Origin of the sequence: Rhizobium sp. WYCCWR10014 (assembly GCF_001657485.1) — a bacterium.
GTDB lineage: Bacteria > Pseudomonadota > Alphaproteobacteria > Rhizobiales > Rhizobiaceae > Rhizobium.
In genome coordinates this window covers 136,499-155,235 of sequence record NZ_LXFU01000027.1, presented here as the reverse complement: position 1 = coordinate 155,235, position 18,737 = coordinate 136,499, and the positions used below count along the sequence as shown (strand labels likewise).

General features: G+C 60.2%; 29 protein-coding genes and 1 pseudogene. 28 read left to right on the top strand and 2 right to left on the bottom strand.

From position 1 onward, the window contains the following. Window positions 1-31: 31 nt before the first annotated feature. From rplC to A6U98_RS07215, 27 genes and pseudogenes are all read left to right on the top strand, one after another. Window positions 32-673, top strand: coding sequence for a 50S ribosomal protein L3 (gene rplC / locus A6U98_RS07345; protein ID WP_003558542.1), 642 nt, complete (start codon window positions 32-34; stop codon window positions 671-673). 13 nt (window positions 674-686) lie between these two features. Beyond that, entirely contained in the window at window positions 687-1,307 is a 621-nt protein-coding gene (rplD, locus tag A6U98_RS07340) for a 50S ribosomal protein L4 (protein ID WP_003547549.1), read from the top strand. Continuing rightward, on the top strand, window positions 1,304-1,597 hold the full coding sequence (locus A6U98_RS07335) for a 50S ribosomal protein L23 (protein WP_003547550.1): 294 nt from the start codon (window positions 1,304-1,306) through the stop codon (window positions 1,595-1,597). Before rplD ends, A6U98_RS07335 begins: the two co-directional genes overlap by 4 nt. An 11-nt stretch (window positions 1,598-1,608) precedes the next feature. Beyond that, entirely contained in the window at window positions 1,609-2,445 is an 837-nt protein-coding gene (rplB, locus tag A6U98_RS07330) for a 50S ribosomal protein L2 (RefSeq protein WP_003547551.1), read from the top strand. Window positions 2,446-2,460: 15 nt separating this feature from the next. After that, window positions 2,461-2,739 (top strand): 30S ribosomal protein S19, encoded by a 279-nt coding sequence (gene rpsS / locus A6U98_RS07325; protein ID WP_003547552.1) that lies wholly within the window; start codon window positions 2,461-2,463, stop codon window positions 2,737-2,739. 2 nt (window positions 2,740-2,741) lie between these two features. Beyond that, window positions 2,742-3,131 (top strand): 50S ribosomal protein L22, encoded by a 390-nt coding sequence (rplV, locus tag A6U98_RS07320; RefSeq protein WP_003547553.1) that lies wholly within the window; start codon window positions 2,742-2,744, stop codon window positions 3,129-3,131. Beyond that, on the top strand, window positions 3,131-3,862 hold the full coding sequence (gene rpsC, locus A6U98_RS07315; protein ID WP_003547554.1) for a 30S ribosomal protein S3: 732 nt from the start codon (window positions 3,131-3,133) through the stop codon (window positions 3,860-3,862). The genes rplV and rpsC overlap by 1 nt, the downstream gene beginning before the upstream one ends. A 36-nt stretch (window positions 3,863-3,898) precedes the next feature. After that, window positions 3,899-4,312, top strand: a complete 414-nt coding sequence (gene rplP, locus A6U98_RS07310) for a 50S ribosomal protein L16 (protein ID WP_003547555.1) — start codon at window positions 3,899-3,901, stop codon at window positions 4,310-4,312. A 12-nt stretch (window positions 4,313-4,324) separates the two neighbouring features. Continuing rightward, window positions 4,325-4,525, top strand: a complete 201-nt coding sequence (gene rpmC, locus A6U98_RS07305) for a 50S ribosomal protein L29 (protein WP_003558545.1) — start codon at window positions 4,325-4,327, stop codon at window positions 4,523-4,525. A gap of 12 nt (window positions 4,526-4,537) precedes the next feature. Continuing rightward, the gene (rpsQ, locus tag A6U98_RS07300) at window positions 4,538-4,777 is read left to right on the top strand and encodes a 30S ribosomal protein S17 (protein ID WP_003547557.1); all 240 of its coding nucleotides are present in this window, start codon (window positions 4,538-4,540) and stop codon (window positions 4,775-4,777) included. Between the two features lie 259 nt (window positions 4,778-5,036). Then, window positions 5,037-5,405 carry a 50S ribosomal protein L14 gene (rplN, locus tag A6U98_RS07295; protein WP_003573790.1) on the top strand — a complete coding sequence of 123 codons (369 nt, stop codon included), beginning with the start codon at window positions 5,037-5,039 and terminating at the stop codon, window positions 5,403-5,405. An 11-nt stretch (window positions 5,406-5,416) separates the two neighbouring features. Continuing rightward, the gene (gene rplX / locus A6U98_RS07290; RefSeq protein WP_003547559.1) at window positions 5,417-5,725 is read left to right on the top strand and encodes a 50S ribosomal protein L24; all 309 of its coding nucleotides are present in this window, start codon (window positions 5,417-5,419) and stop codon (window positions 5,723-5,725) included. Beyond that, window positions 5,718-6,275 carry a 50S ribosomal protein L5 gene (rplE, locus tag A6U98_RS07285; protein WP_003547560.1) on the top strand — a complete coding sequence of 186 codons (558 nt, stop codon included), beginning with the start codon at window positions 5,718-5,720 and terminating at the stop codon, window positions 6,273-6,275. Before rplX ends, rplE begins: the two co-directional genes overlap by 8 nt. 32 nt (window positions 6,276-6,307) lie before the next feature. Further along, entirely contained in the window at window positions 6,308-6,613 is a 306-nt protein-coding gene (gene rpsN, locus A6U98_RS07280; RefSeq protein WP_003547561.1) for a 30S ribosomal protein S14, read from the top strand. Between the two features lie 12 nt (window positions 6,614-6,625). Continuing rightward, window positions 6,626-7,024 (top strand): 30S ribosomal protein S8, encoded by a 399-nt coding sequence (rpsH, locus tag A6U98_RS07275; protein WP_003547562.1) that lies wholly within the window; start codon window positions 6,626-6,628, stop codon window positions 7,022-7,024. 42 nt (window positions 7,025-7,066) lie between these two features. Then, window positions 7,067-7,600, top strand: a complete 534-nt coding sequence (rplF, locus tag A6U98_RS07270) for a 50S ribosomal protein L6 (RefSeq protein ID WP_017963907.1) — start codon at window positions 7,067-7,069, stop codon at window positions 7,598-7,600. 12 nt (window positions 7,601-7,612) lie between these two features. Further along, window positions 7,613-7,959: pseudogene (rplR, locus tag A6U98_RS07265) on the top strand (50S ribosomal protein L18). Between the two features lie 131 nt (window positions 7,960-8,090). Beyond that, a complete protein-coding gene (gene rpsE, locus A6U98_RS07260; protein ID WP_017963908.1) occupies window positions 8,091-8,660 on the top strand; it encodes a 30S ribosomal protein S5 in 570 nt (189 codons plus the stop codon). A 14-nt stretch (window positions 8,661-8,674) separates the two neighbouring features. After that, window positions 8,675-8,884 (top strand): 50S ribosomal protein L30, encoded by a 210-nt coding sequence (gene rpmD, locus A6U98_RS07255; protein ID WP_003547566.1) that lies wholly within the window; start codon window positions 8,675-8,677, stop codon window positions 8,882-8,884. A gap of 16 nt (window positions 8,885-8,900) precedes the next feature. After that, window positions 8,901-9,377, top strand: a complete 477-nt coding sequence (gene rplO, locus A6U98_RS07250; RefSeq protein WP_003547567.1) for a 50S ribosomal protein L15 — start codon at window positions 8,901-8,903, stop codon at window positions 9,375-9,377. 234 nt (window positions 9,378-9,611) lie between these two features. Then, window positions 9,612-10,952, top strand: a complete 1,341-nt coding sequence (gene secY, locus A6U98_RS07245; RefSeq protein ID WP_027685039.1) for a preprotein translocase subunit SecY — start codon at window positions 9,612-9,614, stop codon at window positions 10,950-10,952. Continuing rightward, on the top strand, window positions 10,949-11,599 hold the full coding sequence (locus A6U98_RS07240) for an adenylate kinase (protein WP_017963910.1): 651 nt from the start codon (window positions 10,949-10,951) through the stop codon (window positions 11,597-11,599). The genes secY and A6U98_RS07240 overlap by 4 nt, the downstream gene beginning before the upstream one ends. Window positions 11,600-11,821: 222 nt before the next feature. Then, window positions 11,822-12,190, top strand: coding sequence for a 30S ribosomal protein S13 (gene rpsM, locus A6U98_RS07235; protein WP_027685037.1), 369 nt, complete (start codon window positions 11,822-11,824; stop codon window positions 12,188-12,190). 133 nt (window positions 12,191-12,323) lie between these two features. Then, window positions 12,324-12,713, top strand: a complete 390-nt coding sequence (gene rpsK / locus A6U98_RS07230) for a 30S ribosomal protein S11 (RefSeq protein ID WP_003547577.1) — start codon at window positions 12,324-12,326, stop codon at window positions 12,711-12,713. Between the two features lie 97 nt (window positions 12,714-12,810). Beyond that, complete coding sequence (locus A6U98_RS07225; RefSeq protein ID WP_003547579.1) at window positions 12,811-13,821, top strand: DNA-directed RNA polymerase subunit alpha; 1,011 nt, start codon at window positions 12,811-12,813, stop codon at window positions 13,819-13,821. A gap of 123 nt (window positions 13,822-13,944) precedes the next feature. Next, window positions 13,945-14,367, top strand: coding sequence for a 50S ribosomal protein L17 (gene rplQ, locus A6U98_RS07220; protein WP_003558556.1), 423 nt, complete (start codon window positions 13,945-13,947; stop codon window positions 14,365-14,367). 130 nt (window positions 14,368-14,497) lie between these two features. Then, window positions 14,498-14,920 (top strand): DUF2809 domain-containing protein, encoded by a 423-nt coding sequence (locus A6U98_RS07215; protein ID WP_064649003.1) that lies wholly within the window; start codon window positions 14,498-14,500, stop codon window positions 14,918-14,920. Window positions 14,921-14,930: 10 nt separating this feature from the next. On the opposite strand, the gene msrQ is transcribed toward A6U98_RS07215, so the two are convergent. Beyond that, entirely contained in the window at window positions 14,931-15,587 is a 657-nt protein-coding gene (gene msrQ / locus A6U98_RS07210; protein WP_064649001.1) for a protein-methionine-sulfoxide reductase heme-binding subunit MsrQ, read from the bottom strand. Next, window positions 15,587-16,534: a protein-methionine-sulfoxide reductase catalytic subunit MsrP gene (gene msrP / locus A6U98_RS07205; protein ID WP_064648999.1), complete on the bottom strand. Its 948-nt coding sequence runs from the start codon at window positions 16,532-16,534 to the stop codon at window positions 15,587-15,589. The genes msrQ and msrP overlap by 1 nt, the downstream gene beginning before the upstream one ends. A gap of 335 nt (window positions 16,535-16,869) precedes the next feature. On the opposite strand from msrP, the gene ilvD reads away from it, so the two are divergent. Next, the gene (gene ilvD, locus A6U98_RS07200) at window positions 16,870-18,708 is read left to right on the top strand and encodes a dihydroxy-acid dehydratase (protein WP_064648997.1); all 1,839 of its coding nucleotides are present in this window, start codon (window positions 16,870-16,872) and stop codon (window positions 18,706-18,708) included. Window positions 18,709-18,737: the final 29 nt, after the last annotated feature.

Here is an 18,737-nt window from a genome sequence, read left to right as displayed (position 1 = left end):
GTCTTCGGGCTGAGTGAGAAGGATTGAACCGATGCGTTCAGGTGTGATTGCACAGAAGGTGGGAATGACCCGCGTCTATAACGACGCCGGCGAGCATGTCCCGGTAACGGTACTGCGTATGGAGGCCGTCCAGGTCGTTGCCACGCGCACTGTCGAAAAGAATGGCTATACCGCAGTTCAGCTCGGTGCCGGCCAGGCGAAGGTAAAGAACACGTCGAAGGCGATGCGCGGCAACTTTGCCATTGCCAACGTCGAGCCGAAGGCCAAGGTCACGGAATTCCGCGTTTCGGAAGACAACCTGCTGGAGATCGGCACGGAGATCAAGGCGGGTCACTTCGCAGCTGGCCAGTTGGTCGACGTGACGGGTACGACGATCGGCAAGGGTTTTGCCGGCGCCATGAAGCGTCACGGCTTCGGCGGTTTGCGCGCTACGCACGGTGTGTCGGTTTCGCACCGCTCGCACGGTTCGACTGGCTCGCGCCAGGATCCGGGCAAGGTTTTCAAGAACAAGAAGATGGCTGGTCACATGGGCCAGACGCGCGTCACGACGCAGAACCTGGAAGTGGTTTCGACCGATGAAGATCGCGGTCTGATCCTGATCAAGGGTGCTGTCCCTGGTTCCAAGGGTGCCTGGATCATCGTGCGCGACGCCGTCAAGTCGGCCGCGAAGTAAGGGAGCCAGATCAATGGAATTCAACGTCAAGACCCTCGAGGGAAAAGACGCCGGGAAGGTTTCCCTTTCGGACGCGATTTTCGGCCTCGAGCCCCGCGAAGACATTCTCGCCCGCGTCATCCGCTGGCAGCTTGCCAAGAAGCAGCAGGGCACTCACAAGGCAAAAGGCCGCGCTGAAGTTTCGCGCACCGGCGCCAAGATGTACAAGCAGAAGGGTACGGGCCGCGCCCGCCACCATTCGGCTCGCGCTCCGCAGTTCCGCGGCGGCGGCAAGGCTCACGGCCCGGTCGTGCGCAGCCATGAGCATGACCTTCCCAAGAAGGTTCGCGCGCTCGGCCTTCGCCACGCCCTTTCGGCCAAGATCAAGGCCGATGACGTCATCGTCATCGACAACCTGGTTGCCGCTGAAGCAAAGACTAAGTCGCTCGCGTCCGTTTTCGAGACGCTCGGCCTGACCAACGCCCTCTTCATCGGCGGCGCAGAGCTTGACGGCAACTTCAAGCTCGCAGCTCAGAACATCCCCAACATCGATGTTCTGCCGATCCAGGGCATCAACGTTTACGACATCGTGCGCCGCGGCAAGCTCGTGCTTTCCAAGGCTGCGGTTGAAGCGCTAGAGGAGCGATTCAAGTGACCGATCTTCGCCACTACGATGTGATCGTCTCTCCGGCGATCACCGAAAAGTCCACGCTGGTATCCGAAAACAACCAGGTTGTTTTCAATGTCGCCAAGCAGGCGACTAAGCCGGAAATCAAGGCTGCGGTCGAGGCGCTGTTCGGCGTCAAGGTCACGGCTGTCAACACTCTGCTGCGCAAGGGCAAGACCAAGCGGTTCCGCGGTTTCGTCGGCAAGCAGAAGGACGTGAAGAAGGCTGTTGTGACGCTGGCTGAAGGCCAGACGATCGACGTCTCCACCGGTCTCTGAGGTATAAGAAAATGGCATTGAAAACATTCAATCCGATCACCCCGAGCCAGCGCCAGCTGGTCATCGTCGACCGTTCGGCCCTCTACAAGGGCAAGCCGGTCAAGGCGCTGACGGAAGGTCTGACCAAGAGCGGCGGTCGTAACAACCTCGGTCGCATCACTGCCCGCTTCATCGGCGGTGGTCACAAGCGCACCTATCGTCTGATCGACTTCAAGCGTCGCAAGTTCGACGTCGAAGGCACTGTCGAGCGTATCGAATACGATCCGAACCGCACGGCTTTCATCGCGCTGGTGAACTATGCCGACGGCGAAAAGGCTTATATCCTCGCTCCTCAGCGCCTCGCTGCCGGTGACAAGGTTATCGCTTCCGAGAAGGCTGTCGACGTCAAGCCCGGCAACACCATGCCGCTGCAGTTCATCCCGGTCGGCTCCATCATCCACAACGTGGAAATGAAGCCGGGCAAGGGTGGCCAGATCGCTCGCTCCGCCGGTGGCTACGCACAGCTCGTCGGCCGCGACCAGGGCATGGCGATCCTTCGCCTGAACTCCGGTGAACAGCGTCTCGTTCATGGCTCCTGCCTTGCTTCGATCGGCGCCGTCTCCAACCCTGACCACGCCAACATCAATGACGGCAAAGCCGGTCGTACCGTTTGGCGCGGCAAGCGTCCGCATAACCGCGGTGTTGTCATGAACCCGGTCGACCATCCGCACGGCGGTGGTGAAGGCCGCACCTCCGGTGGTCGCCATCCGGTGACACCGTGGGGCAAGCCGACCAAGGGCAAGCGCACCCGGTCGAACAAGTCGACCGACAAGATGATCATGCGCTCGCGTCATCAGCGTAAGAAGTAAGAGAGGAAGTCTCCAATGGCTCGTTCAGTATGGAAAGGTCCGTTCGTTGACGGCTATCTTCTCAAGAAGGCTGAGAAGGTTCGTGAAGGCGGTCGCAGTGAAGTGATCAAGATCTGGAGCCGTCGCTCCACGATCCTGCCGCAGTTCGTCGGTCTCACCTTCGGCGTCTACAACGGCAGCAAGCATATCCCGGTCAGCGTCAATGAAGACATGGTCGGTCACAAATTCGGTGAATTCTCTCCGACCCGCACCTACTACGGTCACGGCGCGGACAAGAAGGCGAAGAGGAAGTAACAATGGGCAAGGCAAAAGCCGAACGCCGGCTGAAGGACAACGAGGCGCAAGCAGTCGCCCGCACGCTCCGCGTCAGCCCCCAGAAACTCAACCTGGTTGCTGCGGCTATCCGCGGCAAGAAGGTCGAGCGCGCACTCGCTGAGCTGGAGTTCTCCCGCAAGCGCATCGCAGGCGCCGTCAAGAAGACGCTCGAATCTGCGATCGCCAACGCTGAGAACAACCACGATCTCGACGTCGACTCGCTGGTCGTCGCCGAGGCCTATGTCGGCAAGTCGATCGTCATGAAGCGTTTTCACGCTCGTGGCCGCGGTCGCGCGTCGCGCATTGAAAAGCCCTTCGCGCACCTGACGATCGTCGTTCGTGAAGTGCAGGCAGCAGAGGAGGCCGCATAATGGGTCAGAAAATCAATCCAATCGGTTTCCGCCTCGGCATCAACCGTACCTGGGATAGCCGCTGGTTTGCGGACAATGCCGAGTACGGCCAGCTGCTGCACGAAGACCTGAAGATGCGCAAGTTCGTCATGAGCGAACTGAAGCAGGCCGGGATCTCCAAGGTGGTCATCGAGCGTCCGCACAAGAAGTGCCGCGTCACGATCCACTCGGCACGTCCGGGCCTGATCATCGGCCGCAAGGGCGCAGACATCGACAAGCTCCGCAAGAAGCTGTCGGAGATGACCAATTCGGAAACGCACCTCAACATCGTCGAAGTGCGCAAGCCCGAAGTAGATGCGACGCTGGTCGCTCAGTCGATCGCCCAGCAGCTCGAGCGTCGCGTGGCTTTCCGCCGCGCAATGAAGCGCGCCGTTCAGTCCGCGATGCGTCTTGGCGCCGAAGGCATCAAGATCACCTGCGCTGGCCGTCTCGGCGGCGCTGAAATCGCCCGTACGGAATGGTACCGCGAAGGTCGTGTGCCGTTGCACACGCTGCGCGCCGACATCGACTACGGCACGGCTGAAGCAGAAACCGCGTTCGGCATCTGCGGCATCAAGGTCTGGATCTTCAAGGGCGAAATCCTTGAGCATGATCCGATGGCTTCCGAGCGCCGCGCGATGGAAGGTGACGCCCAGGGTCCGGCAAGCCGTGATCGTGACCGCGACAGAGACCGTCGCCGCGACAACGCTTGATAGCGCGCGTGGCAGAGAAGTTCGGAGAATAAGAAAATGTTGCAGCCAAAGCGTACCAAGTACCGCAAGCAGTTCAAGGGCCGCATCAAGGGCGTCGCCAAGGGCGGTTCTGACCTGGCATTCGGCGAATTCGGCCTGAAGGCACAGGAACCCAATCGCGTCAACGCGCGCGAGATCGAAGCGGCCCGCCGCGCGATCACGCGTTATATGAAGCGCGCCGGCCGTGTATGGATCCGTGTGTTCCCGGATGTTCCGGTAACCAAAAAGCCGACCGAAGTCCGTATGGGTAAGGGTAAGGGCTCCGTTGAATACTGGGCATGCAAGGTCAAGCCCGGCCGTATGATGTTCGAGATCGACGGTGTCAGCGAAGAAATCGCCCGTGAGGCGCTTCGCCTCGGCTCTGCCAAGCTCTCGGTCAAGACGCGCTTCGTTCAGCGCATTGCAGAGTAAGGGATTGAGCTCATGAAAGCCTCAGACGTTCGCGCGTTTACCGCCGACCAACTCAAGGACGAGCTTGCCAAGCTGAAGAAGGAGCAGTTCAACCTGCGCTTTCAGAAGGCGACCGGCCAGCTCGAAAAGTCCTCGCGCATCAACGAAGTCCGCAAGGACATCGCCCGCGTGAAAACCATTGCCCGCCAGAAGGCGGCAGAAGTTAAGGCCTAAAGGAAGAAAAATATGCCGAAGCGCATCCTGCAGGGCGTCGTCGTTGGCGACAAGAACGAGAAGACGGTAGTGGTTCGTGTCGAGCGTCGTTTCGCTCACCCGCTGCTCCAGAAGACCGTTCGTCGTTCCAAGAAGTACAAGGCCCACGACGAGAACAACCAGTACAAGATTGGCGATACCGTATCCATCGAGGAATGCGCGCCGATCTCCAAGGACAAGCGCTGGACGGTGATTTCCGCCCAGGGCAAGTAACAGATTTTTGCGCGAGGCCTTGCGTCTCGCCGAAATATCTGTATGAAGCAGCGTCAGAACGCTCGAATGCCGGGCGTTCTTTTGCTTTGAGCGCACGGAAGGTCCCGTTCGGGAAACCACCCTGGCACGATCGATCCCGCGCTATTCAGCTATTGCCGCGTCTGTGCTGCCGTCATGGCAGCTCGGCCGGCGAAAATTTTCATAAGCCGGAGTAGGGGGCTAGCCCAACCATTCCGGTAAACCAAGAAGGCGACCTGATATGATTCAGATGCAAACAAACCTCGACGTCGCGGATAATTCCGGCGCACGTCGTGTCATGTGCATCAAGGTGCTGGGCGGCTCGAAGCGCAAGTATGCCTCGATCGGCGACGTCATCGTCGTTTCGATCAAGGAAGCGATCCCGCGCGGCCGTGTGAAGAAGGGTGACGTGATGAAGGCGGTAGTCGTTCGCACCGCCAAGGACATCCGTCGTCCGGATGGCTCCGTCATCCGCTTCGACACCAACGCAGCAGTCCTCATCGACAACAAGAAAGAGCCGATCGGCACCCGTATCTTCGGACCGGTTCCGCGCGAACTTCGCGCCAAGAACCACATGAAGATCATCTCGCTGGCTCCCGAAGTACTGTAAGGAGCGAAGCGATGCAGAAGATTCGTAAGGGCGACAAGGTCGTCATGCTCGCTGGCAAGGACAAGGGCCGTACCGGCGAAGTTGTCCAGGTCATGCCGAAGGAAGATCGTGCCGTTGTTCGTGGCGTCAACGTCGTCAAGCGCCACCAGCGCCAGACGCAGACCCAGGAAGCCGGCATCATCAACAAGGAAGCCCCGGTTCACCTGTCCAACGTTGCAATCATCGACAAGGACGGCAAGCCGACCCGCGTCGGTTTCAAGGTTGTTGACGGCAAGAAGGTCCGTGTGGCCAAGCGTTCTGGAGAAGTGATCGATGGCTGAGGCAAAATATGAGCCGCGGCTCAAGAAGGAATATGTCGAGCGCATCCGCAAGGCGTTGCAGGAGCAGTTCTCCTACGCCAACGAGATGATGATCCCGAAGCTCGACAAGATCGTGATCAACATGGGTGTCGGCGAAGCGACCGCTGACTCGAAGAAGCCGACGGTAGCTGCCGCCGACCTCGCAGCGATTGCCGGCCAGAAGCCGGTCATCACCCGCGCACGTAACTCTATCGCAGGCTTCAAGGTCCGCGAACAGATGCCGATCGGCGCGAAGGTCACCCTGCGCGGCGCCCGCATGTACGAGTTCATGGACCGTCTCGTGAACATCGCGCTCCCGCGCGTTCGTGACTTCCGCGGCCTGAACCCGAAAAGCTTTGACGGCCGTGGCAACTTCGCCATGGGCATCAAGGAGCACATTGTGTTCCCTGAGATCAACTACGACAAGGTTGATCAGATGTGGGGCATGGACATCATCGTTTGCACGACGGCGACGACCGACGATGAAGCACGGGCTCTTCTGAAAGAGTTCAGCTTCCCGTTCCGTCAATAACCGTAACGACGAGCGTAGAAAAGGAACCTGACATGGCGAAGACAAGCGCAGTTGAAAAGAACAAGCGCCGCCGTACTACGGTCGCTAACCAGGCCGCTAAGCGGGCTGGGTTGAAGGCGATCATCATGAACCAGGCTCTTCCGATCGAAGAGCGGTTCAAGGCCTCGATCAAGCTGGCATCCCTGCCGCGTGATGGATCCAAGACCCGTATTCGCAACCGTTGCGAAGTTTCGGGGCGTCCGCGCGCATATTACCGCAAACTGCGCATGTCGCGTATTGCGCTGCGTGAACTCGGCAATCTCGGCAAGGTGCCGGGTATCGTCAAGTCGAGCTGGTAAGGAGCAGGTTACATGACAATGACTGATCCGTTGGGCGATATGCTCACTCGCATCCGTAACGGCGCTTCCCGCCGCAAGTCGTCGGTCTCGACGCCTGCTTCGAAGCTCCGTGCACGTGTTCTCGATGTTCTGCAGTCCGAAGGCTACATCCGTGGCTATTCCGTTGTCGATTTCGGCAATGGCAAGTCGGAACTCAGCATCGAGCTGAAATATTATGAAGGCGCGTCGGTGATCCGTGAGATCGGCCGTGTGTCCAAGCCGGGCCGCCGGGTCTATGTCTCGGTCAAGTCCATTCCGCAGGTCGCGAACGGTCTCGGCATCACCATCCTTTCGACTCCGAAGGGTGTGATGGCCGATCACCAGGCTCGCGAACAGAACGTTGGTGGCGAGGTTCTTTGCTCGGTCTTCTAAGATCGGGCAGGGATCTCCATAGCGAACAGACAGGATTGAAACATGTCTCGTATCGGTAAAAAGCCCGTTCAGGTGCCTGCTGGGATCACGGCTACGGTCGATGGCCAGAAGGTGACTGCAAAGGGCCCGAAGGGCGAGCTGTTTTTCGTTGCTAACGACGAAATCAGCCTCAAGCTTGAAAATAACGCCGTCGTCGTGACGCCGGTGAACCAGACCAAGGATGCGCGCGCAAAGTGGGGCATGTCCCGCACGATGATCGAAGGCATCTTCAAGGGCGTCAAGGACGGTTTCGAGCGCAAGCTTGAAATCAACGGCGTTGGTTACCGCGCCGCCATGCAGGGCAAGAACCTGCAGCTGGCCCTCGGTTTCAGCCATGACGTGATCTACGAGCCGCCGGTCGGTATCTCGATCGTTGTTCCGAAGCCGACGGAAATCGTCGTCAGCGGCATTAACAAGCAGCAGGTCGGTCAGGTTGCCGCCGAAATCCGCGAATATCGCGGTCCCGAGCCCTACAAGGGCAAGGGCGTCAAGTACGCTGACGAGCGGATCGTCCGCAAAGAAGGCAAGAAGAAGTAAGGATCACGCGAAATGGCTAGCAGGAAAGAAGCACTTGCACGTCGTGCCAACCGCGTGCGCCGTCATNTGGCCGTCCGCGCCTGTCGGTTCATCGCTCCTCGAAGAACATCTACGCCCAGGTCATCGATGACGTGGCCGGCAAGACGCTTGCGTCTGCCTCCACCCTCGAGAAGGATCTGCGCGGTTCTCTGAAGACCGGTGCCGATACCGCCGCCGCAACCGTTGTGGGCAAGCTCCTCGCAGAGCGCGCCTCCAAGGCTGGTGTTACGGAAGTCGTGTTCGACCGTGGCGCCTTCATCTATCACGGCCGCATCAAGGCTCTCGCCGAAGCGGCCCGCGAAGGCGGTCTCACCTTCTGATCAGTTTCCGGCCGGACGCCTCAAGCGCCGGCCGGATTTTCGCCGGACCGCAGGCACTCTCCGAAAGGGGAGGCTGATGCGGTCCACATTTGTTTGCCGATTGCACCCGGAAAAGAAAAAGGAAGAGGACAATGGCACAGGAAAGAAGGCCGCAGCGGGACGACCGCCAGAGCCGTGAAGAGCGCGATAGCGAATTCGTCGACAAGCTTGTCGCGATCAACCGCGTCGCCAAGGTCGTCAAGGGCGGCCGTCGTTTCGGTTTCGCAGCACTCGTCGTCGTCGGCGACCAGAAGGGCCGCGTCGGCTTCGGCCATGGCAAGGCACGTGAAGTGCCGGAAGCCATCCGCAAGGCAACCGAAGCCGCCAAGCGCGAGCTGATCTTCGTACCGCTGCGTGACGGCCGTACGCTGCATCACGACGTTCATGGCCGCCATGGCGCCGGCAAGGTTCTGCTGCGCTCGGCCAAGGTCGGTACCGGCATCATCGCCGGTGGTCCGATGCGCGCCGTATTCGAAACACTCGGCATGCACGACGTCGTCGCCAAGTCGACCGGTTCGTCGAACCCCTACAACATGGTTCGCGCCACCTTCGACGCTCTGAAGCACCAGGTTCACCCGAAGGACATCGCAGCTCAGCGCGGCATCAAGTATGCAACGCTGCAGGCTCGTCGTGGCGCCTCCGGCAACGCCTCTGAAGAATAAGAGGAGTTTGACAGATGGCCAAGGCTACCAAGAAGGCTGAAGCGAAGACTGTCACGATCGAACAGATCGGCAGCCCGATCCGCCGTCCGGACGTCCAGCAGCGCACGCTGATCGGTCTCGGACTGAACAAGATGCACCGTCGCCGCACGCTGGAGGATACTCCTTCGGTTCGTGGCATGATCCGTGCTGTCCAGCATCTCGTTCGCGTCGTCGACGAGAAGTGAGACGGAGGAAACGCTCATGAAACTCAATGAAATTAAGGACAACGAAGGCTCGACCCACAGCCGCAAGCGCCTCGGCCGCGGTATCGGTTCGGGCTCGGGCAAGACAGGTGGTCGCGGCGTAAAGGGTCAGAAGTCCCGTTCGGGCGTCGCCATCAACGGCTTCGAAGGCGGCCAGATGCCGATCTATCGTCGCTTGCCGAAGCGCGGCTTCAACAACATTTTCGCTTCCGATTTTGTTGTCGTGTCGCTGGCCCGTATCCAGACGGCGATCGACGCCGGCAAGCTCGACGCCAAGACGACCGTTGATGCAGCTGCCCTCAAGGCTGCTGGTGTCATCCGCCGCGTCAAGGACGGCGTTCGCGTTCTCGCCGACGGCGAGATCAAGGCCAAGATCACCATCGTCGTTGCTGGCGCCTCCAAGCCTGCCGTCGAGAAGATCGAAAAGGCCGGCGGCACCGTGACGCTGCTTTCGGCTCCTGCTGCAGCCGAATAATAATCTGATGATATATCGCCCGGGGTGCTTCACACCGGGCGATTTTGCTCCCATATGTGGGCCTCACAAAAACTTGGCTGGCGCGCCCGCGTCAGGCCGGTAAGACTCGAAAACAAGGGTGAGGCATGGGGTTGCGTTGCAATCCGTCCTGAGCCCGGTTTTGAATAATTTCATACTGATTCCGGGTCCGGTCTGTCCCCCAGAGACGCCGGAATTGGTAGCGCGGAGAAACGCATGGCTTCTGCAGCGGAACAATTGGCATCCAACCTCAATTTTTCGACCTTCGCCAAAGCCGAGGATTTGAAGAAGCGCTTGTGGTTCACACTGGCAGCTCTCCTCGTCTACCGACTCGGCACGCATATTCCGCTTCCGGGTCTCAATCCCGAAGCCTATGCCCAGGCTTTCCGCGGCCAGTCAGGCGGCATTCTCGGCCTTTTCAACATGTTCTCGGGCGGCGCTGTTCAGCGCATGGCGATCTTCGCGCTCGGCATCATGCCCTATATCTCCGCCTCGATCATCGTGCAGCTGATGACCTCGGTCGTGCCGGCGCTCGAAAACCTCAAGAAGGAAGGCGAGCAGGGCCGTAAGATTATCAATCAGTATACCCGCTATGGTACCGTCATCCTCGGTGCTCTTCAGGCCTATGGCATTGCCGCCGGCCTTGAAAGCGGCCAAGGCCTCGTCGTCGAGCCAGGCTGGTTCTTCCGTGTTTCCACCGTTCTGACGCTGCTGGGCGGCACGATGTTCCTGATGTGGCTCGGCGAGCAGATTACCTCGCGCGGCATCGGCAACGGCATCTCGCTGATCATTTTCGCCGGCATCGCCGCCGGCCTTCCTACAGCTCTTGCCGGCACGCTCGAACTCGGCCGCACCGGTGCGCTGTCGACCTTCCTCATCCTGCTCGTCATCATCGTCGCGATCGCCGTCATCGGCATCATCGTCTTCGTCGAGCGAGCCCAGCGCCGGCTGCTGATTCAGTATCCGAAGCGTCAGGTTGGTAATCGGATGTTCCAGGGCGATACCTCGCACCTGCCGCTGAAGCTCAACACTTCAGGTGTCATTCCGGCAATCTTCGCGTCGTCGCTGCTGCTGCTGCCGGCAACGGTCGCGGGTTTCGCCAACACCACGGCAATGCCTTCCTGGGCGACATCGATCGTCGCGGCCCTCGGCCATGGCCAGCCGCTCTACATGGTGCTGTACGGCGCGCTGATCGCCTTCTTCGCCTTCTTCTATACGGCCATCGTCTTCAATCCGAAGGACACGGCCGACAATCTGAAGAAGCATGGCGGCTTCATTCCCGGCATCCGTCCGGGCGAGCGCACCGCCGAATATATCGACTACGTGCTGACCCGAATCACGGTGATCGGCGCGCTCTATCTCGTCTTCGTCTGCATCCTTCCGGAGATATTGGTGTCGCAAACCGGCATTCCATTAGCCCTTGGTGGGACTTCGCTTTTGATCGTGGTTAGCGTAACTCTTGATACGGTTGCACAGATCCAGGGTCACCTGATCGCGCAGCAATACGAAGGCCTGATCAAGAAATCGAAGTTGCGTGGAGGAAAGAGGGGGCGATGAGACTTATCCTTTTGGGGCCGCCGGGCGCGGGTAAGGGAACCCAGGCCCAGCGGATCGTGGAAAAGCACGGCATTCCGCAGCTTTCCACGGGGGACATGCTGCGTGCAGCGGTTAACGCCGGCACCGATGTCGGCAAGCGCGCGAAGGCGGTCATGGACGCCGGCAAGCTCGTCTCGGATGAGATCGTTATCGCCATCGTTTCCGAGCGCATCGATCAACCCGATTGCGCCAATGGCTTCATTCTCGACGGCTTCCCCAGGACGCTCGTCCAGGCTGATGCCACCGAGGCAATGCTCAAGGCAAAGGGTCTCGGCCTCTCCGTCGTCATTGAATTCCGTGTCGATGATGACGAATTGATCCGACGTGTTGCCGGTCGCTACTCCTGTGCACAGTGTGGCAGCGTCTATCACGATACCGACAAGGTTCCGGCTGCAGAGGGCGTGTGCGACAAGTGCGGTTCGACGCACTTCAAGCGCCGGCCCGATGACACCCCGGAGACCATGACGGCTCGGCTGCAGGTCTACTACAAGGAAACCTCGCCGCTGATCGGCTATTACCATGCCAAGGGCAAACTCAAGTCCGTGGACGGCATGGCAGAAATCGATCAGGTGACGGCCGAGGTCGAAAGCATTCTTTCCAAGCTTTAAGGCTTTGAAAATAAACTTGGCGGAACGGTTGCTTTTCAGCAGTGATTCCGCTAAACACCGCGCCAACTCGCGACATTCCATGCGATCGGCGCGGATTTCCCAGGGAAGTCCGGGTGCGGTCGTTTTGACATGTTACGGACGTAAATCTGAACGGGCGGTTCTCAAGAGCCGCATAACGAAGCCCACTTGCCGGATGGCAACTGGAATGCAAGGAGAACAGGCGTGGCACGTATCGCTGGCGTCAACATCCCGACTGCGAAGCGCGTTGTTATCGCGTTGACCTACATTCACGGGATCGGTCCGAAATTCGCACGGGAAATCGTCGAAAAGGTCGGTATCCCGGCCGAACGTCGTGTGCATCAGCTGACGGACGCAGAAGTCCTTCAGATCCGCGAAGCCATCGACCGTGACTATCAGGTCGAAGGCGATCTTCGTCGCGATACCGCGATGAACATCAAGCGGCTGATGGACCTCGGCTGCTACCGCGGCCTGCGTCATCGCCGCGGCCTTCCGGTTCGCGGTCAGCGCACGCACACCAATGCCCGCACCCGCAAGGGTCCGGCAAAGGCAATCGCTGGCAAGAAGAAGTAATTTCCGGGAAACCGGGGTGGGGAGGCTGGCGGTCTGCGCCGGCCTCTTTTGAGTTTGGAGCGGGACCATATAGGCGCCGTTCCGGTGTAGCCGCTGGCATTACGGCGGTGAAGAGATCAACGAAAGGAATACCATGGCTAAGGAAGCCGTCCGCGTTCGCCGTCGCGAGCGCAAGAACATCTCGTCGGGTGTCGCTCACGTCAACTCGACCTTCAACAACACGATGATCACCATCACCGATGCGCAGGGCAATGCGATCGCCTGGTCGTCGGCTGGCGCCAAGGGCTTCAAGGGCTCGCGCAAGTCGACCCCGTTCGCTGCCCAGATCGCTGCCGAAGACTGCGCCAAGAAGGCCCAGGAGCACGGCATGAAGTCGCTGGAAGTCGAAGTTTGCGGTCCGGGTTCGGGTCGTGAATCGGCTCTGCGCGCGCTCCAGGCTGCAGGTTTCATGATCACGTCCATCCGCGACGTGACCCCGATCCCGCACAATGGCTGCCGTCCGCGCAAGAAGCGCCGCGTCTGATCATCGCTCTCGTCACCGGTGAGCGCCTGCGCGCTCCCGGTGGTTTTCAAGCTCGGTTGCCACGATTGGATGGTGGCAACGAACGGAAGGCAAACTCATGATTCAGAAGAACTGGCAGGAACTGATCAAGCCGAACAAGGTGGAGTTCTCTTCGAGCTCGCGCACCAGGGCGACGCTTGTTGCCGAACCGCTGGAGCGCGGCTTCGGCCTCACCCTCGGCAACGCGCTTCGCCGCGTTCTGCTCTCCTCGCTGCGCGGTGCTGCCGTCACGGCGGTGCAGATCGATGGCGTGCTGCATGAATTCTCCTCGATTCCGGGCGTCCGCGAAGACGTGACGGACATCGTGCTCAATATCAAGGAAATCGCCATCAAGATGGATGGCGATGATGCAAAGCGCATGGTCGTGCGTAAGCAGGGCCCGGGCGTTGTCACGGCTGGCGACATTCAGACGGTCGGCGATATCGAAATCCTCAACCCCGAGCATGTCATCTGCACGCTCGACGAGGGCGCCGAGATCCGCATGGAATTCACCGTCAACAACGGCAAGGGGTACGTTCCGGCCGAACGCAATCGTGCGGAAGATGCTCCGATCGGTCTTATCCCGGTCGACAGCCTCTATTCGCCGGTCAAGAAGGTGTCCTACAAGGTTGAAAATACCCGCGAAGGACAGGTTCTCGACTACGACAAGCTGAACATGACCATCGAAACCGATGGCTCGATCACCGGCGAAGACGCCGTCGCTTTTGCGGCGCGCATCCTCCAGGATCAGCTTGGCGTCTTCGTCAACTTCGACGAGCCGCAGAAGGAAACCGAAGAGGAAGCAGTCACCGAACTCGCTTTCAACCCGGCTCTCCTGAAGAAGGTGGACGAACTCGAACTGTCGGTCCGTTCGGCAAACTGCCTGAAGAACGACAACATCGTCTACATCGGCGACCTCATTCAGAAGACCGAAGCAGAAATGCTCCGCACACCGAATTTTGGTCGCAAGTCGCTGAACGAAATCAAGGAAGTTCTCGCTTCCATGGGCCTGCACCTCGGCATGGAAGTGCCGGCATGGCCGCCCGAGAACATCGAAGATCTCGCCAAGCGTTACGAAGACCAATACTGAAAAAACAAAAGGCAGGCTCTTTCGGCTGCCTTTCCCCGTCAAACAGCAGGCCGATCGCCTGCATGTGCCAGGAAACGGCAGGCCCACTTAGCGTAAGGGCACCTGCATTAAAGGAGAATAGCAATGCGCCATGGTAAAGCCGGCCGCAAGCTGAATAGAACTGCAAGCCACCGCAAGGCGATGTTCGCCAACATGGCGGCTTCGCTGATTACCCACGAGCAGATCGTCACGACCCTGCCGAAGGCCAAGGAAATCCGTCCGATCGTCGAGAAGCTCGTCACGCTCGGCAAGCGCGGCGACCTGCATGCTCGCCGTCAGGCGATCTCGCAGATCCGCGATGCGGCTGTCGTCTCGAAGCTGTTCGACACGATCGCAACGCGCTACGCCACCCGCAACGGCGGCTACCTGCGCATCATGAAGGCCGGCTTCCGCCAGGGCGACAATGCCGCCATGGCTGTGATCGAATTTGTGGATCGCGATGCCTATGCAAAGGGTGCAGCCGACAAGGCCCGCGTCGCTGCCGAAGAGCAGGCCGTCGCCGCTTAGGTCTTCCGCTCCGGCGGAAACAGAACAGCCGGGCTGCGAAGCCCGGCTGTTTTTGTTTGTACACGACAGCGCCGCGCGTCGTTTCAGATCAGCCGTTCAACTGGCTGAGGTGCAGATAGGGCAGGGTCATTTGCGTGAAATCTTTGAAACTCGCTCTCGAGCGCAGTTCCTCCGTCTCGCAGCCCTGCTTGCGGTTATTGCGCTCGGGCTGACGCTCAGACGGTTTGGTTATGCGGCCGATCCGCCTTTCACCGTCGTCAAATATGGTGGATCGGCACTCTGGGGAGCGATGGTCTATCTCCTCGTGGCGCTCTTTGTCGCAAGGTCACGGCCGGCAGCAATTGCTGTCACAGCGCTGTTCATAGCGATCTCAGTGGAATTGTTCCGGCTCTATCACACGCCTTGGCTCGACGCGTTTCGGCTGACCACGACAGGCGCGCTGCTGCTTGGCCGCGTATTTTCGCTTTGGAACATGCTGGCTTATGCAATCGGCATAGCCGCGGCCTGCGCCCTCGATCCGGCACACCGGACTGAGTTGCGTCCTCGCCGCTAAACCTGCCGTCTCACGAAACAGACGCCACGGCGCGATTGCGCGTCCGCCCTTTGCCCTTCTGCCTGTTGCGTGCGATCGGCCGGTAGGAGCGGTAGAGGATCAGCGCGATGATCAGCCCGACATAGATATATTGCTCGAGGTCGAGGATCTTGGTCGAGAGCGCGAAGTGCAACGCCCCGCAGGCGGCGATGATATAGACGAGGCGATGCAGCCAGATCCAGTTCTTGCCGAGGCGGCGGATCGAGAGATTGTTGGATGTCAGCGCCAGCGGAATGAGCATCGCAAGCCCGGCCATGCCGAACATGATGAAGGGGCGCTTCAGCACGTCGTTGATGACGGCGGCAATATCCATCGCCTGGTCGAGCACCATGTAGACGGTGAAATGCATCAGCGCGTAATAGAAGGTCAACAGGCCGAGGGCGCGGCGATAGCGCAGATAGTTCCAGCCGAAGAGCTCGCGGGCAGGGGAAACGGCAAGGGTCAGGATCAGAAAACGGATCGTCCAGATGCCGAGGAAAAGCTCGAAGGTCTTGACCGGATCGGCGCCGAGCTGATCGGTCGCGCCGAGATAGAAAGTCCAGGCCGCAGGCACGAGCCCGACGACATAAAGCAGCCAGACGGAGGCGGGCTGCCAGCGCTTCGGGATGGCGAGCGACAGTTCCGCCATCAGAAATTCGCCTTCAGGTCCATGCCGGCATAAAGGCTTGCCACTTCGTCGGCATAGCCGTTGAAGGGCAGGGTGGGATGGCGGCTCGCGCCGAAGAAGCCGCTCTCACCGATGCGCCGTTCGCTGGCCTGGCTCCAGCGCGGATGGTCGACCGCTGGATTGACGTTGGCGTAGAAGCCATACTCCTGCGAGTTGGTGACCTGCCAGGTGTTCTTAGGTTGCTGGTCGGTGAGCGTGATCCTGACGATCGACTTGATGCCCTTGAAGCCGTATTTCCACGGCACGACGAGGCGGATCGGCGCACCGTTCTGGTTCGGTAGCGTTTCGCCATAGAGCCCGACGGCCAGCAGCGTCAGCGGATGGCGCGCCTCATCCAGGCGCAGACCCTCGACATAGGGCCAGTCGAGCGACTGGAAGAAACCCTTCTGCCCAGGCATCTCCTCTGGCCGCACGACGGTTTCGAAGGCGACGTATTTGGCGCTGCCGAGCGGCTCCACCTTGTCGAGCAGCGAAGCCAGCGGAAAGCCGTCCCAGGGGATGACCATCGACCAGGCCTCGACGCAGCGCATCCGATAGGTGCGCTCCTCGATCGGGAATTCCTTCATCAGCGCCTCGAGGTCGAAGGTGCCTGGCTTGTTGACCATGCCGTCGACCTTGATCGTCCAGGGCAGCGGCTTGAAATCGCCGGAAAGAGCTGCAGGATCGCCCTTATCGAGGCCGAACTCATAGAAATTATTGTAGGTCGTGACATCCTTGATCGGCGTCGGTTTCTCGTCGACCTTGTACTTGCTCTCGACGGCGGAGAGGGCCGCAGCACTCGCCTTGCCGCCGCTGTAGAGCGCCATGGCGCCAAGCGCTGCCGCGCCGAGGAATTCGCGGCGGCGCACATAGACCTGACGCGGCGTGATCTCCGATGACGCGATCTTCGGCGGGCGATAGGTTGGCATGTCGAAATCTCCTTGGCGGATTTCTGCAATATAGTCCTTAAACGAACCGCCCGCATATTCGGATGAGTGTCTAAGCCTTGAATATTACCGACGGGAAGCCAATTTTTTGTGTTCGGCCGTGATGGAATAGGCTGTAACGAAACGTCGCGCCGTACCGTATATGATCGATGGGCCTTATGGCGCTCGGCCCATGGCGTACCGGATTTGGCCTTGACGGTAGTGACAGCCCCCGTCGATTGGATTAGGACAATTCCAAAAAGCAGCGTTTGCCCGGCCCGCAGGCTCCATGCCGCCCAGCTTCGCCTGATAATTCCGCCACGTTGAGGAAGACACCGATGCCAGTTTACCGTTCCAGAACCACGACCCATGGCCGCAACATGGCGGGCGCCCGCGGCCTTTGGCGCGCCACGGGCATGAAGGATTCGGATTTCGGCAAGCCGATCATCGCGGTGGTGAATTCCTTCACCCAGTTCGTGCCCGGCCACGTACACCTGAAGGACCTTGGCCAGCTCGTTGCCCGCGAGATCGAGGCGGCTGGCGGTGTCGCCAAGGAATTCAACACGATCGCCGTCGATGACGGCATCGCCATGGGCCATGACGGCATGCTCTATTCGCTGCCCTCACGCGAACTCATCGCCGACAGCGTCGAATACATGGTCAATGCCCATTGCGCTGACGCCATGGTCTGCATTTCCAACTGCGACAAGATCACCCCCGGCATGCTGATGGCGTCGCTGCGGCTCAATATCCCGACCGTCTTCGTCTCGGGCGGTCCAATGGAAGCCGGCAAGGTCGTGCTGCACGGCAAGACGCATGCGCTCGACCTCGTCGATGCCATGGTCGCCGCAGCCGATGACAAGATCAGCGACGAGGACGTCCAGACCATCGAACGCTCGGCCTGTCCGACCTGCGGCTCGTGCTCCGGCATGTTCACCGCCAATTCGATGAACTGCCTGACCGAAGCGCTCGGCCTGTCGCTGCCCGGCAATGGCTCGACGCTTGCCACCCACGCCGACCGCAAGCGCCTCTTCGTCGAGGCCGGCCACCTGATCGTCGATCTCGCCCGCCGCTATTACGAGCAGGACGACGTCAAGGCGCTGCCGCGCATCATCGCTTCCAAACAGGCGTTTGAGAATGCCATGACGCTCGATATCGCCATGGGCGGCTCGACCAATACGGTGCTGCACATCCTTGCTGCCGCCCATGAAGGCGAGGTCGATTTCACCATGGCCGATATCGATGCGCTGTCGCGCCGGGTGCCGTGCCTGTCGAAGGTCGCCCCCGCCAAGAGCGATGTTCACATGGAGGATGTCCACCGCGCCGGCGGCATCATGTCGATCCTCGGCGAACTCGACAAGGGCGGTCTCTTGAACCGCGATTGCCCGACCGTGCATGCCGAGACGCTGGGCGACGCGATTGATCGTTGGGATATCACCCGCACCAACAGCGAAACTGTCCGTAAATTCTATCGTGCCGCTCCGGGTGGCATTCCCACCCAGGTCGCCTTCAGCCAGGAGGCCCGCTGGGACGAACTCGACACCGACCGCGAAAACGGCGTCATCCGCTCGGTCGAACATCCCTTCTCCAAGGATGGTGGCCTTGCCGTGCTCAAGGGCAACCTCGCGGTCGACGGCTGCATCGTCAAGACCGCCGGCGTCGATGAATCGATCCTGAAATTCTCCGGCCCCGCCCGCGTCTTCGAAAGCCAGGATGCCTCCGTCAAGGCGATCCTTGCCAACGAGGTCAAGGCCGGCGACGTCGTCGTCATCCGCTACGAAGGCCCGAAGGGCGGCCCGGGCATGCAGGAAATGCTCTATCCGACGAGCTATCTGAAGTCGAAGGGCCTCGGCAAGGCCTGCGCGCTGATCACCGACGGCCGCTTCTCCGGTGGCACCTCCGGCCTCTCGATCGGCCATGCCTCGCCGGAAGCGGCAAATGGCGGCACGATCGGCCTGGTGTGCGAAGGTGACATGATCGACATCGACATCCCGAACCGCACGATCAGCCTGCGTGTCAGCGAAGCCGAACTAGCCGCCCGCCGCACCGAGCAGGACGCCAAGGGCTGGTATCCCACAGAAGTGCGCAAGCGCAACGTCACGACCGCGCTGAAGGCCTACGCCGCCTTCGCAACGAGTGCGGACCGCGGCGCCGTGCGGGATCTGAACGCGCGGTAGGTCATCGCACCTAAGACCCGCTGACTAAG